The organism is Pseudomonas sp. QD4 (assembly GCF_049199125.1).
GTDB lineage: Bacteria > Pseudomonadota > Gammaproteobacteria > Pseudomonadales > Pseudomonadaceae > Aquipseudomonas.
In genome coordinates this window covers 192,532-210,520 of record NZ_JBLZOM010000001.1, presented here as the reverse complement: position 1 = coordinate 210,520, position 17,989 = coordinate 192,532, and the positions used below count along the sequence as shown (strand labels likewise).

General features: G+C 65.2%; 16 protein-coding genes. 11 read left to right on the top strand and 5 right to left on the bottom strand.

Features of this window, described 5'->3' with window-relative positions; translation table 11 throughout:
* Positions 1-54: 54 nt before the first annotated feature.
* The 3 genes from ACOZJV_RS00890 to ACOZJV_RS00880 all read right to left on the bottom strand — a co-directional run bounded on the left by ACOZJV_RS00890 (position 55) and on the right by ACOZJV_RS00880 (position 2,633).
* Positions 55-498 carry a RidA family protein gene (locus tag ACOZJV_RS00890; RefSeq protein WP_078468943.1) on the bottom strand — a complete coding sequence of 148 codons (444 nt, stop codon included), beginning with the start codon at positions 496-498 and terminating at the stop codon, positions 55-57.
* Between the two features lie 68 nt (positions 499-566).
* Entirely contained in the window at positions 567-1,889 is a 1,323-nt protein-coding gene (locus tag ACOZJV_RS00885; RefSeq protein WP_421546533.1) for a flavin-containing monooxygenase, read from the bottom strand.
* A 135-nt stretch (positions 1,890-2,024) separates the two neighbouring features.
* The gene (locus ACOZJV_RS00880) at positions 2,025-2,633 is read right to left on the bottom strand and encodes a TetR/AcrR family transcriptional regulator (protein ID WP_201131310.1); all 609 of its coding nucleotides are present in this window, start codon (positions 2,631-2,633) and stop codon (positions 2,025-2,027) included.
* A gap of 172 nt (positions 2,634-2,805) precedes the next feature.
* Here ACOZJV_RS00880 and ACOZJV_RS00875 point away from each other — a divergent pair, with 172 nt between their 5' ends.
* From ACOZJV_RS00875 to argE, 3 genes are all read left to right on the top strand, one after another.
* Entirely contained in the window at positions 2,806-4,188 is a 1,383-nt protein-coding gene (locus tag ACOZJV_RS00875) for an aspartate aminotransferase family protein (RefSeq protein ID WP_201131311.1), read from the top strand.
* 160 nt (positions 4,189-4,348) lie between these two features.
* Positions 4,349-5,023 (top strand): DUF1028 domain-containing protein, encoded by a 675-nt coding sequence (locus ACOZJV_RS00870; RefSeq protein WP_421546532.1) that lies wholly within the window; start codon positions 4,349-4,351, stop codon positions 5,021-5,023.
* On the top strand, positions 5,024-6,172 hold the full coding sequence (gene argE / locus ACOZJV_RS00865; RefSeq protein ID WP_421546531.1) for an acetylornithine deacetylase: 1,149 nt from the start codon (positions 5,024-5,026) through the stop codon (positions 6,170-6,172).
* 2 nt (positions 6,173-6,174) lie between these two features.
* On the opposite strand, the gene ACOZJV_RS00860 is transcribed toward argE, so the two are convergent.
* Positions 6,175-7,089, bottom strand: a complete 915-nt coding sequence (locus ACOZJV_RS00860; RefSeq protein WP_078468937.1) for a LysR family transcriptional regulator — start codon at positions 7,087-7,089, stop codon at positions 6,175-6,177.
* Between the two features lie 485 nt (positions 7,090-7,574).
* On the opposite strand from ACOZJV_RS00860, the gene ACOZJV_RS00855 reads away from it, so the two are divergent.
* From ACOZJV_RS00855 to ACOZJV_RS00830, 6 genes are all read left to right on the top strand, one after another.
* Positions 7,575-9,065: an aldehyde dehydrogenase gene (locus ACOZJV_RS00855; RefSeq protein WP_421546530.1), complete on the top strand. Its 1,491-nt coding sequence runs from the start codon at positions 7,575-7,577 to the stop codon at positions 9,063-9,065.
* A gap of 158 nt (positions 9,066-9,223) precedes the next feature.
* Complete coding sequence (locus ACOZJV_RS00850; protein WP_020298639.1) at positions 9,224-10,624, top strand: purine-cytosine permease family protein; 1,401 nt, start codon at positions 9,224-9,226, stop codon at positions 10,622-10,624.
* Positions 10,621-12,255: a GMC family oxidoreductase gene (locus ACOZJV_RS00845; RefSeq protein WP_421546529.1), complete on the top strand. Its 1,635-nt coding sequence runs from the start codon at positions 10,621-10,623 to the stop codon at positions 12,253-12,255. The genes ACOZJV_RS00850 and ACOZJV_RS00845 overlap by 4 nt, the downstream gene beginning before the upstream one ends.
* A gap of 443 nt (positions 12,256-12,698) precedes the next feature.
* Positions 12,699-13,685, top strand: coding sequence for an ABC transporter substrate-binding protein (locus ACOZJV_RS00840; protein WP_421546528.1), 987 nt, complete (start codon positions 12,699-12,701; stop codon positions 13,683-13,685).
* Between the two features lie 9 nt (positions 13,686-13,694).
* Complete coding sequence (locus ACOZJV_RS00835; protein ID WP_421546527.1) at positions 13,695-14,498, top strand: ABC transporter permease; 804 nt, start codon at positions 13,695-13,697, stop codon at positions 14,496-14,498.
* A complete protein-coding gene (locus ACOZJV_RS00830; RefSeq protein ID WP_020298635.1) occupies positions 14,486-15,322 on the top strand; it encodes an ABC transporter ATP-binding protein in 837 nt (278 codons plus the stop codon). The genes ACOZJV_RS00835 and ACOZJV_RS00830 overlap by 13 nt, the downstream gene beginning before the upstream one ends.
* Positions 15,323-15,376: 54 nt before the next feature.
* Here ACOZJV_RS00830 and ACOZJV_RS00825 read toward each other — a convergent pair whose 3' ends face one another.
* Entirely contained in the window at positions 15,377-15,955 is a 579-nt protein-coding gene (locus ACOZJV_RS00825; RefSeq protein ID WP_421546526.1) for a TetR/AcrR family transcriptional regulator, read from the bottom strand.
* Positions 15,956-16,111: 156 nt separating this feature from the next.
* Here ACOZJV_RS00825 and ACOZJV_RS00820 point away from each other — a divergent pair, with 156 nt between their 5' ends.
* Positions 16,112-16,900 carry an SDR family NAD(P)-dependent oxidoreductase gene (locus ACOZJV_RS00820; protein ID WP_421546525.1) on the top strand — a complete coding sequence of 263 codons (789 nt, stop codon included), beginning with the start codon at positions 16,112-16,114 and terminating at the stop codon, positions 16,898-16,900.
* Positions 16,901-16,986: 86 nt separating this feature from the next.
* On the top strand, positions 16,987-17,982 hold the full coding sequence (locus ACOZJV_RS00815; protein ID WP_421546524.1) for an NADP-dependent oxidoreductase: 996 nt from the start codon (positions 16,987-16,989) through the stop codon (positions 17,980-17,982).
* The last annotated feature ends 7 nt before the right edge of the window (positions 17,983-17,989 follow it).

Sequence of the window (17,989 nt, the reverse complement as noted above, 5' to 3'; positions counted from 1 at the left end):
GCCCTCCCCCGAGGCCATGGCGTTTTTGCGCGCGGTCGCAAGGCTCGGCAGCGGCTACAGGGTTGCGGCGCCGGTTTGCCAGTCATCGGGGATCACTGCAATCACATCGATTTCCATCAGCCATTGCGGCTGGCCCAGGCCCGAGATCACCAATCCGGTAGAGATCGGGAACACGCCCTTGAGCCACTTGCCGATCTCCTGATACACCGGCTCGCGGTAGCGCGGGTCGATGATGTAGGTGGTGGTCTTGACGATATGGGACAGGTCCGAACCCGCCTCTTCCAGCAATTGCTTGACGTTTTTCATCGCCTGCTCGGCCTGGGCCCGGGGGTCGCCGAGGCCGACCAGGTTGCCGTCGAAATCGGTGCCGATCTGGCCGCGCACATACACCGTGTTGCCGGCGCGCACGGCCTGGCACAGGTCGTTGTCCAGGGCCTGGTTGGGGTAGGTTTCCTTGGTGTTGAACATGCGGATGCGGGTGTGGGTGGGCTGCGACATCGGGAGCTCCAGAGTAGAGAAATACAACGCAAGGCCGGCACTGCGGGTGCCGGTTCGGACCATGGTTGTCAGGCACTGACCGCCGGCTTTTCCAGCAGGGTGAGCGGCGCGACGGCGCTGTCCGCCTGGCGCTGGCTGGCATCGCGATAGGTCAGGTACTGGCGCTGGGTGGCGATATGGTCGGCGACGTATTTGGCGTCGTGCCAAACGCCCCAGATAAACGACGAACCACGCCGTGACTGCCACGGCAGGCCCAGGAAGTAGATCCCCGATTCCGTGGACACCCCGCGCTGGTGCTGCGGCTTGCCGCTGGCATCAAAGGCATCGACTTCCAGCCAGCTGTAATCCGCAACAAAACCGGTGGCCCAGATGATGGTGCTGATGCCTGCCGCCGCCAGATCGAGTTCGAGGATCGGGTTTGTCACGCACTGCGGATCGGGGAATACCCGACGGGCTTCAGGGTCTTGGGGCAGGTCCAGGCCGTTGCGCTCGATATAGGCATCGGCGGCATTGAGCAGCGCCAGGTAGTTCTCGTCGCCGCGTGCCAGGTTGTCGACCAGGTCCGGGCGAAAGGTCACCACCCCGTCCTTGAAGGACTGGGTCAGGCCCACCAGGTTCAGGCCGCGCTGGGCCAGCTCGCGAAAGTCCACGGTACGCCCGCCGTGGGCACCGCTGACGGCGATGGTCACGTGCTCGCGCCCGGGCTTCATCGCGGCCGCGTCCCACTCCCCCAGCACCCCCAGCCACCAGCAGAAATCCCGGTTGCGATAGGCCCGTGGCGGCCGGTCGTGCTGGCCGATGGAGAGGTAGACGGTCTTGCCGGCGCGTTGCAGTTCATCGGCAATCTGCGTGCCCGATGAACCGGCGCCCACCACCAGCACCGCGCCTTCGGGCAGTTGCCCGGGGTTGCGGTAGTGCGCCGAATGCAATTGGGTCAGGCGTGGATCCTGGGGCGCGATGGCCGGGATCACCGGCTGCTGGAACGGCCCGGTCGCCGCCACCACGCGGTTGGCTTCGATCACGCCCTCGGAGGTTTCCACGGTAAAGCCCGGACGCCCGATATTGCGCCGCACCTTGTGCACCTCGACCCCGGTGCGGATCGGCGCGTTGAAGGTGCGGGCGTAGGCCTCGAAGTAATCCGCCACCCGCTCCTTGGAGGCAAAGCTGTCCGGGCTCAGGTCGTCGAACTCCAACCCCGGAAAGCGATCGTGCCAGGCCGGACCATTGGCCACCAGGGAATCCCAGCGCCCGGTGCGCCAGGCCTCGGCGATCCGGTTGCGCTCCAGCACCAGGTGCGGCACCCCCAGTTTGCTCAGGTGTTCGCTCATGGCCACGCCTGCCTGACCGGCGCCCACAACCAGCGTATCTGTCTGTATTTTTCCAGCTGTCATGCCTGTGTCCTTCTCGAAGGCGGGTGTGGTCGCATTCTGTGCAGATACCGGGCATAGCGAAATTATGATTTTTGTCGTCGCAAGGCAGGAAAAAACTAGGGCCGGCAGCGACGCCTGCACGACCCTGTGGCTGGCCTACTCGGCGCCGAGCATGCCGTGGCACAGCAGGCCGAGGAAGCTGCGCATATGGGCGGCATGGGCGGCACGGTCAGGCGTGGGCTCGGTGGCCAGGCGGATGAACGCCATGTTGGCGTACTGGTTGAAGACGGTGGCGGCGACCTCGATATCGACGCTCGCGCGCACCTTGCCCAGGCGCTGGAAATGCATCAGCAGGGCCTGGGTTTCCTCGATCACCGCCGCGTTCCAGGGTTGCAGGGCCTGGGACAGCTCACCAGTGAACAGGAACGGCGCCAGCTCGCGCCACAGGGATGCCGGCATGGCCTGGAGCTGATAGCGGGTCATCAGGCCTTCGAACTCGCACAGCGCCTCCAGCGGGTCGCTGCGCTCGTCCAGGTGCGCGCGGGCTTCGCCCATGGCCTGCTCGTCCGGGGCCTTAAGCAGGGCCAGAAGGATCTCCTGTTTGCCGCCGAAATAATTGACCACGGTCGGCGACGACACCCCAGCCTGGTGGGCGATCTGCTCCAGGGTCGTGGCGCCGAACCCATTGCGCTTGAACAGCTGCAACGCGGCCTCGGCGATCACCTGGCGGCGCTGCTCCTTTTGCCTCTCTCGTAGTCCGGACATGGTTCCCCTGGGGTGCGCTGACGATGTCGGCCAGCCTACGGATATCACTTTTCAAGGACAAATATTTTCTTTACAAAAATATTTTTAGGTGCCAAATATTATCCCCGCGCTGCCCTGCCCCCCGTCGGCAGGCAGCCCGATCGCCCACTGCGCCTCATACCTGGAGCACGCCATGACCGCCGACCTCGACCCCACCCGCAGCACCCTGGACTATCAAAACGCCGACGCCGCGCACCACATTCACGCCTTCGTCGACCAGAAAGCCCTCAACGCCGAAGGCCCGCGGGTGATGGTCGGCGGCGAGCGCCTGGCGCTGTGGGACAACGACGGCAAGCGCTACCTGGACGGCATGTCCGGCCTGTGGTGCACCAACCTCGGCTACGGCCGCAAGGACCTGGCCGACGCGGCCTATGCGCAATTGCAGCAACTGCCGTACTACAACATGTTCTTCCACACCACCCACCCGGCGGTGATCGAGCTGTCGGAGCTGCTGTTCAGCCTGCTGCCGGCTCACTACAGCCACGCGATCTACACCAACTCCGGCTCCGAGGCCAACGAGGTGCTGATCCGCACTGTGCGCAAGTTCTGGCAGGTGATGGGCCAGCCGCAGAAGAAAATCATGATCGGTCGCTGGAACGGCTACCACGGCTCGACCCTGGCGGCGACGGCCCTGGGCGGCATGAAATTCATGCATGAAATGGGCGGCACCGTGCCCGATGTGGCGCATATCGACGAACCCTACTGGTACGCCCACGAAGGCAACCTGAGCCCCGAGGAGTTCGGCCTGCAGATGGCGCGGCAACTGGAGCAGAAGATCCTCGAACTGGGCGCCGACAAGGTCGCCGCCTTCGTTGCCGAGCCGTTCCAGGGCGCGGGCGGGATGATCATCCCACCGGCCAGCTACTGGCCGGAAATCCAGCGCATCTGCCGCCAGTACGACGTGCTGTTGTGCGCCGACGAAGTGATCGGCGGCTTTGGCCGCACCGGCGAATGGTTCGCCCACCAGACCATGGGCTTCGAGCCCGACACGCTGTCCATCGCCAAGGGCCTGACCTCGGGCTACATCCCCATGGGCGGGCTGATTCTGTCGCGGCGCATGGCCGAGGCCCTGGTGGAAAAAGGCGGCGTATTCGCCCACGGCCTGACCTACTCCGGGCACCCGGTGGCCGCCGCCGTGGCCATCGCCAACCTCAAGGCATTGCGCGATGAAGGGGTGGTGACCCAGGTCCGTACCGACACCGGCCCGTACTTGCAGAACTGCCTGCGGGAGGTGTTCAGCGACCACCCGCTGGTGGGTGAAGTCCAGGGCATCGGCCTGGTGGCGGCACTGCAATTTGCCGAGGACAAGGCCACCCGCAAACGCTTTGCCAACGAGAACGATATTGCCTGGCGTTGCCGCACCATCGGCTTCGAAGAAGGCCTGATCATCCGCTCGACCCTGGGCCGCATGATCATGGCCCCGGCCCTGGTGGCGACCCGTGCCGAGCTCGATGAGTTGGTGGACAAGACGCGGATCGCCGTCGATCGCACGGCCCGCGAGTACGGACGCTTGTAACGGCGGTCACTGGCCTGACAAGTATTTACTTAAGCAAGCACCACAAAAAACCTCGTTTCGCCAACCGCAGCGCCTGGACAGAATGGATTCATATCCAGTCCACGCCCCAGGACCACCTGGGGCGCGGATGGCTGGCCAGACGAAACAGGAGCACCACGCCATGACTTTTTCCATCGTCGGCCGCTGCGCCGAAACCGGTCAACTGGGGATCGCCATCAGTTCCTCGAGCATTGCCGTGGGCGCGCGTTGCCCCTGGCTGCGCCCGGGGGTCGGGGCGGTCGCCACGCAAAACATCACCCTGCCCGCCCTCGGGCCCCAGGTGCTGGAACAGATGGAGGCCGGCCTGTCCCCCGCCCAGGCGCTGGACAAGGCCCTGACCAGCAATGGCTACAGCCAGTACCGGCAATTGACCGCCATCGATCACCTGGGCCAGACCGCGCACTTCAGCGGCAGCCAGACCCTGGGCACCCACCATGCGCTGGCCGGCGAGCAGTGCGTCGGCGCCGGCAATATGCTGGCCGACCCCAGGGTGATCGAAACCCTGGTGCAGACCTTCGAAACCAGCGGCGGGCAACTGGCCGACCGGCTGATCGCCGCGATGCAGGCCGCAGTCGCGGCCGGGGGCGAAGCCGGGCCGGTGCATTCGGCGGCGATGGTGGTGGTCGGCGAGTTGACCTGGCCCATCGTCGACCTGCGGGTCGACTGGGCCGAGCATGACCCCATCGGCCAACTGGCCCAGCTGTGGCAGGCCTACAGCCCACAGATGCAGGACTACATCGTGCGCGCGCTGGACCCGACCAAAGCCCCAAGCTACGGCGTGCCCGGGGATGAATAGATGAACAGCCGCGAGTTGCTGGCCAAACTGGTGGGCTTCGACACCACCAGCCGCGAATCCAATCTGCACCTGATCGAGTTCGTGCGCGACTACCTGGCCGGGTTCGGCGTGCCCTGCGAACTGATCTTCAATGAGCCGCGCAGCAAGGCCAATCTGTTCGCTACCCTCGGCCCGCCGCAGGTGCCGGGCATTGTCCTGTCCGGCCACACCGATGTGGTGCCGGTGGACGGCCAGGCGTGGAGCGTCGCCCCCTTTGAGCTCAGCGAGCACGACGGCAAGCTCTACGGGCGCGGCACCGCCGACATGAAGGGCTATATCGCCTGTGTGCTGGCGGCGGTGCCCAGGTTTCTTGCGGCGCCATTGCGCATGCCGCTGCACATTGCCCTGTCCTATGACGAAGAAGTCGGCTGCCTGGGGGTGCGCTCGCTGCTCGCCGAGCTTGAGCGGCGGCCACACAAACCGCTGCTGTGCATCATTGGCGAACCCACCGAGCTCAAGCCGGTGCTCGGGCACAAGGGCAAGCTGGCGATGCGCTGTGACGTGCACGGCGCGGCCTGCCATTCGGCCTACGCCCCCCAGGGGGTGAACGCCATCGAATACGCCGCCGAGCTGATTGGCGAACTGGGCCGCATCGGCGCCCGCCTGCGCCGCCCGGAGCTGCACGACCCGCGTTTCGACCCGCCGTACAGCACGGTGCAGACCGGGCTGATCAGTGGTGGCAAGGCACTGAATATCGTCCCGGCCGATTGTCGTTTCGATTTCGAAGTCCGCGCCCTGCCCAACCAGGATCCGCGGCAGGTCGCCGAGCAGTTGCGGCACTTCGCGCAACAGCAGTTGGTGCCGAGGATGCAGGCCGTGGATGGTGCCAGTGGCATTGGTTTTTCCGAGCTTTCGGCCTATCCGGGTCTGGCCACCGACGCCGACAGCCAGGCGGCGCGCTGGATTGCCCAGTTCTGCGGTTCCAGCGAATTTGGCACCGTGGCGTTTGGCACCGAGGGCGGTCTGTTCGACGCCGTGGGCATCCCCACGGTGATTTGCGGGCCGGGCAGCATGGATCAGGGGCACAAGCCCGACGAGTTTGTCAGCCTCACCCAGCTCGCGGGCTGCGACGCCATGCTCGAACGCCTGGCGTCAGCCCTGCAGGGCTGACCTCAGGCCTGATCCCTGGGCGCCAAGACTTCGCGGCAGTGATCGACAAACAATTGCGCCGGCTTGGTCAACTGCGAGCGGCGCAACCAGGCCGCCGACAACCCGGAGCCGGTGACCTCTTCCACCAGCGGTACGCAGACCAGCTTCTGGCCGTCGTAGGTGTAGTCGGACTTGGGCCGGGTCACCAGGATCGAAAAGCCGAAACCGCGCCCGACCATGCCCCGCACCATCTCGATCGACGGTGAGCTGAACAGGATGTGCGGGGTCAGGCCGCGCTCCTCGAAGATGCTGACGAAGTAGGTCCGGCTGGGCTGCACATCCAGCAGCACCATGGGTTCGAGCACCAGGTCATTGAGTGACACCCGGGCCTGATGGGCAAAGCGATGGCCTTCGGGCAACAGCGCGTAGGGCTGCTGCGGCGCCATCAACGGCGCGGTGTCGATGGTGCTGTCCAAGTCATGCTCATAGAGAATCGCCAGGTCGATGCTGCCCGAGGTCAGGGCCTGCACCAGCTCTTGCTGCTCGCCGTCGCGGATGCGAATTTCCACCCCCGGCCAGCGATCGCGAAAGCCGGCAATCAAACGTGGCAGGTACAGCGGCGCGACGGTTTCAAAACAGCCAATGTCGATCTGCCCGGCCACCACGTCGTTATCGGCCAGGGCGTTTTGCTCGAACTCGTGGGCCACCCGCAGCAGCTCCTGAGCCTTGCGATAGAAGCGTGCGCCGCTGGGAGTCAGGGACACACCCTGGGCGTGGTGGCGGATAAACAACTGCACGCCAAAGCTTTCTTCCAGGTGCTTGATTGCGGTCGAGACCGAAGGTTGGGCGATGTAGAGCTTGCGCGACGCCTCGGCCACGCTGCCGCATTCGACGGTGGTGACGAAGTATTTGAGTTGTCGCAAGTTGTAAGCGGCCATGGCTACCTCGAAAGAGATGGGTCGAACGCATCAAAACGGGGCGCGATCACGGCGCTCGTGCACAGCGTGCAGCCTAGTTGAACGCCGCCGCTGCGTGCCTGCACGAGCAATCGAGCCCCCGGTGCAATGATGCGCGGTACTGGGCCAGGTCAATCAAGAATCGGGCCGTTGCGCCTACGCGCACACAACCTCGATTCTGCAACCAGCACGCCCCGGGTGAAACCAGCAATTTCCTGGGGCCTGAACTTAAAAAAGCTGCTCAACCCGATGCCGCCTGTGTACGAGGTGGTCAGGCAGGACCAACCCCTGTAGCCGCGTACCTCGGCAGCGGCTACGGGCGATGTGTGCGCCACGATGAAGCACGCCAGCCGAGTTTTTTTATCGATACGGAACACATTTTTACTAATTTCCCACCCCCGGCGCTTGGCCCACTATCGGCCCCACTGATCGTGGACGTAGCCCCGAGGGGCAACTGGGAGTATGCAGTGACTGACCTCAATACCTGGCAAACGCTGGCGGCCAAGCAACCCTTCAGCAACAGCGCACTGATCGCCGGACGTGCGCACGCCGCGTTGAGCGGCGAGACCTTTGCCGTGCGCAACCCGGCGACCAATGCCCTGCTGGCCAACGTCGCCGCCTGCGGCGATGCCGATATCGACCTGGCCGTCAGTGCTGCCCGCAAGAGTTTTGCCAGCGGCCCCTGGGCCCGCCTGTTGCCGCGGGATCGCAAGGCCGTGCTGCTGCGGCTGGCGGAGCTGATTCTGGCCCACCGCGAAGAGCTGGCCCTGCTCGACAGCATGAGCATGGGCAAGCCGGTGATGGATGCCTGGAGCATCGATGTGCCTGGGGCCGCCCACGTCTTTGCCTGGTACGCCGAAAGCCTCGACAAGCTGTACGACCAGGTCGCCCCCACCGGCCGCGGCGCCCTGGCCACCATCACCCGCGAGCCCCTGGGCGTGATCGCCGCCGTGGTGCCGTGGAACTTCCCGCTGGACATGGCCGCCTGGAAGCTCGCCCCGGCCCTGGCCGCCGGCAACAGCGTGATCCTCAAACCCGCCGAGCAGTCGCCGTTCTCGGCCCTGCGCCTGGCCGAACTGGCGCTGCAAGCCGGGGTCCCAGAAGGCGTGTTCAACGTGGTGACCGGGCTCGGCCAGCACGCCGGGCGCGCCCTGGGCCTGCACCCGGATATCGACGCGCTGGCGTTCACCGGCTCGACCCAGGTCGGCAAGCATTTCATGCAGTACTCGGCGCAATCCAACCTCAAGCAGGTGTGGCTCGAATGCGGCGGCAAGAGCCCGAACCTGGTGTTCGATGATTGTCAGGATCTGGACCTGGCCGCGCAAAAGGCCGCGTTCGGGATTTTCTTCAACCAGGGAGAAGTGTGCTCGGCCAACTCGCGGCTGCTGGTGCAGCGCTCGATCCACGATGAGTTCGTCGAACGCCTGGTCGAACAGACCCGGCACTGGCAGCCCGGCGACCCACTGGACCCCGCGAGCAAGATGGGGGCGATGGTCGATGCACGGCAGACCGCCCGGGTCATGGACTACATCGCCCAGGCCGGCAGCGACGGGGCACAGCGGGTGGCCGGCGGCGAGCAAGTGACGCTCAACGGTTCGAACAACTTTATCCAGCCCACCCTCTTCACCCAGGTCACGCCGCAGATGCGCCTGTCCCGCGAGGAAGTGTTCGGGCCGGTGCTGGCGATCACCGCCTTCGACGATGAAGACCAGGCGGTGCAGATGGCCAACGACCATATCTATGCCCTGGCCGCCTCGGTCTGGAGCGATGACCTGAACCGGGCCCATCGCGTCGCCAGCCGCCTGAATGCCGGGACCGTGTCGGTCAATACCGTGGATGCGCTGGACGTCTGCGTACCCTTTGGCGGCGGCAAGCAATCGGGCTTTGGCCGCGACCTGTCGCTGCACTCGTTCGACAAATACACCCAGCTCAAAACCACCTGGTTCCAGCTGCGCTGAGCCCCTATCGCAACAGCGGCCCGGTTCGTGCTTGGCCTCTGTGACGCACGACCTGGCCGTTTGCGCAAAACCGGCCGGGCACTGTTTACCGGCTTGATCTTCCTTGCCTGCAACTCATGCCTGGGTGTTTGCCCGGGCGATACCAGAGTGAATGACCGATGAATAATAACGACAACAGAGCCGCAACCCTTGAACTGAGCACCATCCAGCCCATTGCCCGGCACCTGCGCCACGGTCGCGCCCGCGACCTGTTCACCATCTGGTTCGGCTCCAACATCATGTTGCTGACGGTGGTCACCGGTGCGCTGGCGGTCACGGTGTTCAAGTTGCCGTTCCTGGCGGCCATGGCCGCCTTGATTGCCGGCAACCTGATCGGCGGCATCTTCATGGCCCTGCACTCGGCCCAGGGCCCGCAACTGGGTGTGCCGCAGATGGTGCAGACCCGGGGCCAGTTCGGCTCCTACGGCTCGCTGCTGGTGGTGGCCCTGGTGGTGATCATGTACCTGGGCTTTTTCGCCTCCAACCTGGTGCTCGGCGGGCAATCGCTGCACAGCCGCTACCCGCTGTTCAGCACCAACCAGGGCATCGTCCTGGTGGGCTTGATCAGTGTGGTGGCGACGGTGTTCGGCTATCGCCTGATCCACGCCTACACCCGGCTCATGTCCTACGTGTCGGGGGCGATCCTGCTGCTGTGCTTTGCCTGGATCATCGGCGTGCACGGGCTGCCGGCGGACTTCCTGCAACGCAACCAGACCAACCTCCAGGGCTTTCTCGGCACCCTGTCGATCGCAGCCCTGTGGCAACTGGCGTATGCGCCCTATGTCTCGGACTACTCGCGCTACATGCCGGCCGACACCGGTGGCCGCGCCGCGTTCTGGTCCAGCTACTGGGGCTGCTGCCTGGGCTCGATCCTGCCGATGACCCTGGGGGTGGTGGTTGGCCTGAGTGTGGAAGGCGACATCATCAGCGGCCTGATCGAGATGACCGGCAGCATCGCGACCCTGGTGGTGGCGGTGTTTTCCATCGGCATCGCCGCCACCAACGCCATGAACCTGTATTGCGGCACCCTCTCGGCCATCACCGTGGGCCAGACCCTGGTGCCCACGTGGTCGGCCGGCGCCCTGTCGCGGGCGGTGACCGCGCTGCTGCTGTTCTCCATTGCCCTGGCCCTGGCGCTGCTGGGCCAGGATGACTTCATGGCCAACTACACCAACTTCATCCTGTTGCTGCTGTATGTGCTGGTGCCCTGGACTGCGATCAACCTGGTGGACTACTACCTGATCGCCCATGGCAACTACGACGTCGACTCGTTCTTCCGTCGCGACGGCGGGATCTACGGCTACTTCAACTGGACGGCGGTGGGCTGCTATGTGCTCGGGGTGCTGGTGCAGATTCCGTTCATGGCCACCGAGCTGTACACCGGGGTCATCGCCCAGGCCATGGGCGGCGCCGATATTTCCTGGATCGTCGGGCTGCTGGTGATCTCGCCGGTCTACTACCTGGCCAGCCGCCGTCGCAGCCGCCAGCAAGCACTCAAACCCGCAGGGAGAAATGCATGAACACTGACTACGACTACATCATTGTCGGCGCCGGTTCCTCCGGCTGCGTCCTGGCCAACCGCCTGAGCGCCGACCCGAGCGTCAGCGTGTGCCTGATCGAAGCCGGCGGCCACGACAACAGCCAGCGCATCCAGACCCCGGCGGGCACCATCACCCTGTACAAGAGCAAGACCTACAGCTGGAACTTCTTCTCCACGCCACAGAAAAACCTCAACGGGCGCCGCCTGCACACGCCACGGGGCAAGGCCCTGGGCGGCTCCAGTTCGATGAACAGCATGATCTACATTCGCGGCCATGCCAGCGACTACGATCGCTGGGCCGAGGCCGGCTGCCCGGGCTGGGACTGGAACAGCGTGCTGCCCTATTTCAAGAAGTCGGAGAACAACCAGCTGGGCCAGGACCCGCGCCTGCATGGTACGGGCGGCGAGCTCAATGTCGAGGCGGCGCGCGACCCCAACCCGGTGTCGGCACTGTTTGTCAGGGCCGCGCAGCGCCTGGGCCTGGCCCGCAACGATGACTTCAACGGCGAGCGGCTCGAAGGCTGCGGGATTTACAACCTCACGCAGAAAAATGCCCGGCGCCTGTCGAGCTACCGCGCCTTTGTCGCGCCGGTCCGGGAGCGACCCAACCTCACCGTCGTCACCGACTGTGCGGTGCGCTCATTGATTCTCGAACAGCGGGTGGCCCGCGGCGTGCAAGTGGACATCCAGGGCCAGCCCCAGGCCTTGCTTGCCCGCCGTGAAGTGCTGCTGTGCGCGGGTTCCCTGGGCAGCCCGCAGCTGCTGCTGGCGTCTGGTATCGGCCCGGCCGCCGAGCTGCAACAGGCCGGGGTCGAGGTCCGGCATGACCTGCCCGGGGTCGGCAAAAACCTCCAGGACCACCTCGACGGGCTGCTCACCATTCGCTCGAAAAGCCCGCTGACGCTGGGCTTCTCCCTGGGCTCGCTGCCCAGCATCCTCGCCGCGCCCCTGCGCTACCTGCTGGCGCGCAAAGGCTGGCTCACCACCAACTACGTGGAGGCCGGCGGCTTTGCCCGCACGCCCCTGGCCAAGGCCGTGCCCGATGTGCAGTTCCACTTTGTACCGGGCTATCGCAGCCATCGCGGACGGCTGTTCGAATGGGGCCACGGCTATGCGGTGCACACCTGCGTGCTGCGGCCCAAAAGCATTGGCGAACTGCGCCTGGACCGAGACGGCCAGTTGCTGATCGACTTCAACTTCCTCAGTGACCCGAGCGACGCCCAGGTGCTGATCGAGGGCTTGAAGCTGGCCCGGCGAATTCTGGCCGACAGCCAGTTCGACGCCATTCGCGGCGAGGAGATGCTGCCCGGCAAGGCGGTGCAGACCGACGAGCAACTGCTGGCCTATGTGCGCGAGTACGCGGCGACGGTGTTCCACCCGGTGGGCACCTGCAAGATGGGGCTCGACCCCATGAGCGTGGTGGGCCCGGACTTGAAGGTGCATGGGGTGCAGGGGCTGCGGGTGGTGGATGCCTCGATCATGCCGAGCCTGATCAGCGGCAACACCAACGCGCCGTGCATCATGATCGGCGAAAAAGCCGCCGACCTGATCCTGCACGGCACGCCCCAGGCCGCCAGTGCCACCCGCCTGAACCAGGCGGTGACCAGCTGACGATTCGGTCGACCTGGTTCCCCTCGCCACAAAAAAGAGCGCAGGGCGACGCCCCTGCGACCCGGCTCCCCGCCCATGTGGCGAGGGAGCTTGCTCCCGCTCGGCTGCGCAGCGGCCGCAAATGGGGGCGCGCTGGGCCAGATGTATCGAGGTGCCAGGGGTTGGGCCTGCTGCGCAGGCCAGCGGGAGCAAGTCCCCACCACAAAAACAGCGCAGTGCGGCGCTCATACACCTGGCTCCCTCGCCACAAAAACAGCCCATCTTTTTCATCGTCAGCGACGACATATTTACTAATTTTCCTGCCCCTCGACATCAGCCAACATCAACCTCGCCCCACAGCGGCAAAAGGTCCGTCAGAGACCCGCAGGATGTTCCCGTTTTTGGCGTCTAGCCCCACTGCCCCGAGATATACGAACTAAAAACCATCGTTCCGGGAGTGCTCAATGATCAAGTCTTTCGTCTCGCGCTGCATGCGTCCCCTGGTCTTCACCGCTATCGCCGCCGGCGTTGCCAGCGGTGCCCAGGCCGGCACCCTGTCCATCGGCCATACCACCTGGGTCGGCTACGGCACCCTGTACCTGGCCAAGGACCTGGGTTACTTCAAGGAAGGCGGGCTTACCGTCGACCTGCCGACCATCGAGGAAGCCTCGATGTACATGGCGGCCCAGGCTTCGGGCAAGTTGTCCGGCTCGGCCTCGACTCTGGATGAGATCCTCAAGTACCGACCGCAGTTCTGCTTCAAGGCTGTGGCCGCCCTGGATGAAAGCCATGGTGGCGATGGCGTGCTGGTGGGCAAGGAAGTCAACCGCCTGCAAGACCTCAAGGGCCAGTCGGTGGCGGTCAACGAGGGTTCGGTGTCGCAGTTCTGGCTCAATTACCTGCTGAAAAACGCCGGCATGAAAATGAGCGACCTGAACATCCAGAACATGACCGCCGACGACGCCGCCACCGCCTTTATTTCCGGGCGCGTGCCGGCCGCCGTGACCTGGGAGCCGCACCTGACCACCGTGCGCAACAAGCAACAGGGCAAGGTGCTGGTGGACAGCAGCAGTACCCCGGGGGTGATCGTCGATGTGGTGGCCCTGAGCTGCGACGTGATCGACAAGCAGCCGGACGACATCAAGGCCTTGGTGGCCGGCCTGTACAAGGCCGTGAAGTACACCCAGGAGCACCCGAAGGAGGCCTACGCGATCATGGCCAAGGGCGTCGGCGGCTACCTGGCAGACCCGGCCGAACTGGAAGCCGCGGCCAAGGGCGTGCGCTTCTACGACCAGGTCATGAGCGAGAAGCTGCTGGGCAGCAATGGCAGCACCGGCGAGGCGGCCACGGTGATCAAACTGGCCAATGAAACCGCCAGCGAGCTGCAGGGTAAAGCCTTCAACGTCAGCTACAGCGACCTGATCGACAACCGCTTTATCAGCCCGAAATAGGAGCTCGCCATGTCCAAGCGCAATTCGTGGCTGAACCGCTGCCTGACGCCCAAGACCGGCTTGCCGATCCAGGTGGTCTGGAGCGCCAGCGCCCTGGCCTGGGGCCTGCTGATCGGCTTGTGGGCGTTTCTGTCCTACGGCGGCGTGGTCCCGGCGATGTTCCTGCCGACCCCGGGGGCGGTGTTCGACGCCGCCCTGCGCCTGGCCCGCGACGGCACCCTGGGGCCCCATGTCTGGGCCAGCGTCGAGGTGGTGATGATCGGCTTCGTGATCTCATCCCTGGTGGCAGTGCCCATCGGTCTGCTGATGGGCAGCTTCCGGGTGGTGCAGGCGTTTCTCGAACCGCTGGTGAACTTTATCCGCTACCTGCCGGTGACCTCGTTCGTGCCGCTGTTCATCCTGTGGATCGGCATCGGCCTGGAGCAGCGGGTGTCGATCATTATTTTCGGCGTGTTCTTCCAGCAGTTGGTGATGATCGCCGACGTGTCCAAGGGCATTTCCAAGGACCTGATCAACGCCTCCTACACCCTGGGCTCGAGCCGCGCCGACGCGGTGGTGCACGTGATCGCCCCGGCCTCGCTGCCGGGGGTACTCGACACTTTGCGCGTGACCATGGGCTGGGCCTGGACCTACCTGGTGGTGGCCGAACTGGTGGCCGCCTCCAGCGGCCTGGGCTACCTCAGCCTCAAAGCCATGCGCGGGTTCCAGGTCGACGTGATTTTCCTGGCGATCGCCGTGATCGGCCTGCTGGGCCTGATCACCGATCAACTGTTCAGATTCCTCCGTTTGAAGGTGGCCGCATGGGCTCAGTAACCGCAACTTCTCCCACCCAACTCACCCAGGCCCGCATCGCCCCGCAGCCGGCGCCGCAACTGCGGGTGGATCAGGTCACCCTGCAATACAAGACCCCGTCGGGCAGCACCTTCACCGCCCTGGAGCAGGTGTCGTTCGAGGTGCCGGACCAGCAATTTGCGGTCCTGGTCGGCCCCTCGGGCTGCGGCAAGTCGAGCCTGCTGTACCTGACGGCGGGCCTGGCCGAGCCGACTTCGGGCGAGATCTATGTCGGTGGCCAGCAGGTGGATGGGCCCGGTGCCGATCGCGGCATGGTGTTCCAGGGCTACACCCTGTTTCCATGGCTGACGGTGCGCAAGAACATCGAGTTCGGCCTCAAGCGCCGTGGCGTGCCGGCGGCGGAGCGCAAGGAGATCGTCGAGCACTACCTGAATGAAGTCGGCCTGCTGCGCTTCGCCGATAACTATTCCAAGCAACTTTCGGGGGGGATGATGCAACGCGTGGCCATCGCCCGGGCCCTGGCCAACGACCCGCAGATCCTGCTGATGGACGAACCCTTCGGCGCCCTCGACAGCCAGACCCGGTTGCAGATGCAGCAACTGCTGCTCAAGGTCTGGGAGCACAGCAAGAAAACCGTGCTGTTCGTGACCCACGATATCGACGAGGCGATCCTGCTCGGCGACCGGATCTTCGTCATGGGCGCACGCCCGGGGCGGATCAAGGAGGTGCTCGACGTGCCCATCGGCCGCCCGCGCAACCTGGACATGGTCATGGACCCGGACTTTATCCGCATGAAGCGCAACATCTTCCACCTGCTGCACGACGGGCCCGAGGACGATCACTAGCCACGCGGCAGCAGCCACCCTGCTGGCCGCCGGCCGAGGCCCGGCACGGGTCGCCTAGTCGACCGATAAAGGCGGCAGCGATGCCAGGATCCGGGTCCGGCACACTGCCAGGATCTCATCGGCCAGTGGCGAGTCATCCGGGCACGCCCGGGACAGCACCAGGGCGCCGACCGCATGGGCCACCCGGCTGATGATGGCGGCGCGCAGCTGCTGGCCTGTTTCATCCTGGGCCCCCTCCCCGGGCTCAAGGGCGGCCAGCATGTTTTCAATACCGCTGGCGAAGGTGGCCTTGATCTCCTCCGGCTGCCGCGCCGCGTCACCGCACAGCGCCGCCATGGTGCAGCCCATTCCCCGGCCATCGCGATGTTCACGGGACAGGTAGCGCGTGATGAACTCGCTGATATCGACCTGGGCGCGGTTTTCCAGGCTCTGGGAAAACCCGCACGCGGCCGCTTCGGCCATCAGGTCGGCCTTGGAAGCGAAGTGTTTGTAGAACCCGCCATGGGTGAAGCCGGCGGCGGCCATCAGGTCCGCCACGCTCACGCCGTCATACCCCCGTTCCCGAAACAGCACCGACGCCGTCTCGACGATGTGCGCCCGGTTAGCCTGTGCCTGCGCCTTGGTGACCCTCATAGCTGGATGCCTCGTTGCTCGTCAGGCGCACACTATACATTGATGTCGTTCATCATCAAAACCATTGACGATTAAGATTATGATCATCATCATAAAGTCCGGCGCGGCATTTCGCGCCTTACGGCTTGCCCCCCTTTTGATCCAGAGAGCATTTCCATGACCACTCTTTCGACTGTTCTGATTACTGGCGCGTCCTCCGGCATCGGCGCCACCTACGCCGAGCGTTTTGCCCGTCGCGGCCACGACCTGGTGCTGGTGGCCCGCGACCAGGCGCGCCTGGATACCCTCGCCAGCCGCCTGCGGCGCGAACACGGGATCGCCGTCGATGTGTTGCAGGCCGACCTGACCCAGACCAGCGACCTGATCAAGGTCGAGACGCGCCTGCGCGATGACCGCAAAATCGGCATTCTGATCAACAACGCCGGGGCCGCGCAGTCCGGCAGTTTTATCGACCAGACCCCGGACGCGGTGGCGCAGATCGTGACCCTGAACACCACCGCCCTGGTGCGGCTGGCCAGCGCGATCGCCCCGCGCCTGGCAGAGGCCGGTGACGGCGCCATCGTCAATATTGGCTCGGTGGTCGGCCTGGCGCCGGAACTGGGGATGACGGTCTATGGCGCGACCAAGGCCTTCGTGCTGTTCCTGTCCCAGGGGCTGACCCTGGAGCTGGCCCCCAAGGGGGTCTATATCCAGGCCGTGTTGCCTGCCGCCACGCGCACCGAGATCTGGGAACGTTCCGGCATCGATATCAACACCCTGCCCGAGGTCATGGACGTTGGTGAACTGGTGGATGCGGCCCTGGTCGGCTTCGATCGCCGCGAACCGGTGACCATCCCGCCACTGCATGAAGTGTCGCGCTGGGACAACCTGCAGGCCGCGCGCCAGGTGCTGCTGACCGACATCCGCCAGAGCCGCGCCGCCGAGCGCTATCGCAGCGCGTCCTGAGCCCGCGCCCACCTGAGCATGCCCGACCATCCGCTGACGCCGATCCGCGCGCCAGCGTTGGGCACCGCTCTCCTGAGAGGCTGTGTATGCAAGCATTTTTTATCGAGCGTTACGGCCAGGACACCGGGCGGCTGGGCCAGGTGCCCGAGCCGCAGGTGCAAGCCCACGAGGTCCTGGTCCAGGTGCATGCCAGCAGCGTCAATCTGCTGGATGCCAAGATCGCCAAAGGCGAATTCAAATTGATCCTGCCGTACCACCTGCCCCTGGTTTTGGGCAATGACCTGGCCGGCGTGGTGCTGCGGGTGGGCACTGAGGTCCGGCGCTTCAAGCCGGGGGACGAGGTCTACGGGCGCCCTCCCCAGGCACGTATCGGCACCTTCGCCGAGCGGATTGCCGTGGCCGAGGAGGCACTGGCGCTGAAGCCGTCCAACCTCGACATGGAGCACGCCGCATCCGTTCCCCTGGTCGGCCTGACGGCCTGGCAGGTGCTGGTGGAAACCGCCCAGCTCAAGCCGGGGCAAAAGGTACTGATCCACGCCGGCTCCGGCGGTGTGGGGACCTTCGCCATCCAGCTCGCCAAGCACCTGGGGGCCTTCGTCGCGACCACCACCAGCAGCGCCAATGTCGAGTGGGTGAAGGCCCTCGGGGCGGACCTGGTCATCGACTACACGCGCCAACCCTTCGACAGCCTGTTGCACGGCTACGACCTGGTGCTCAACAGCCTGGACAGCGCGACCCTGGCGCGTTCGCTCAAGGTGCTCAAGCCCGGCGGCCTGCTGGTGTCGATTTCCGGCCCGCCCACCGCCGACTTTGCCCGGGAGCAGCGTCTGTCCTGGGGGCTGAAGCAGACCATGGGCCTGCTCAGTCATGGCATCCGCCGCAAGGCACGCCAGGCGGGTGTGCACTACCGCTTCGTGTTCATGCGCGCCAGCGGCGAACAACTGGGTGAACTGAGCCGACTGATCGAGGCCGGTGCGATCCAGCCGGTGATCGATCGCAGCTACCCGCTGGCCTCCACCGCCGAGGCCCTGAAGTACGTCGCACAGGGGCGCGCCAAAGGCAAGGTGGTCATCAAGCTCTGAAGCTGCA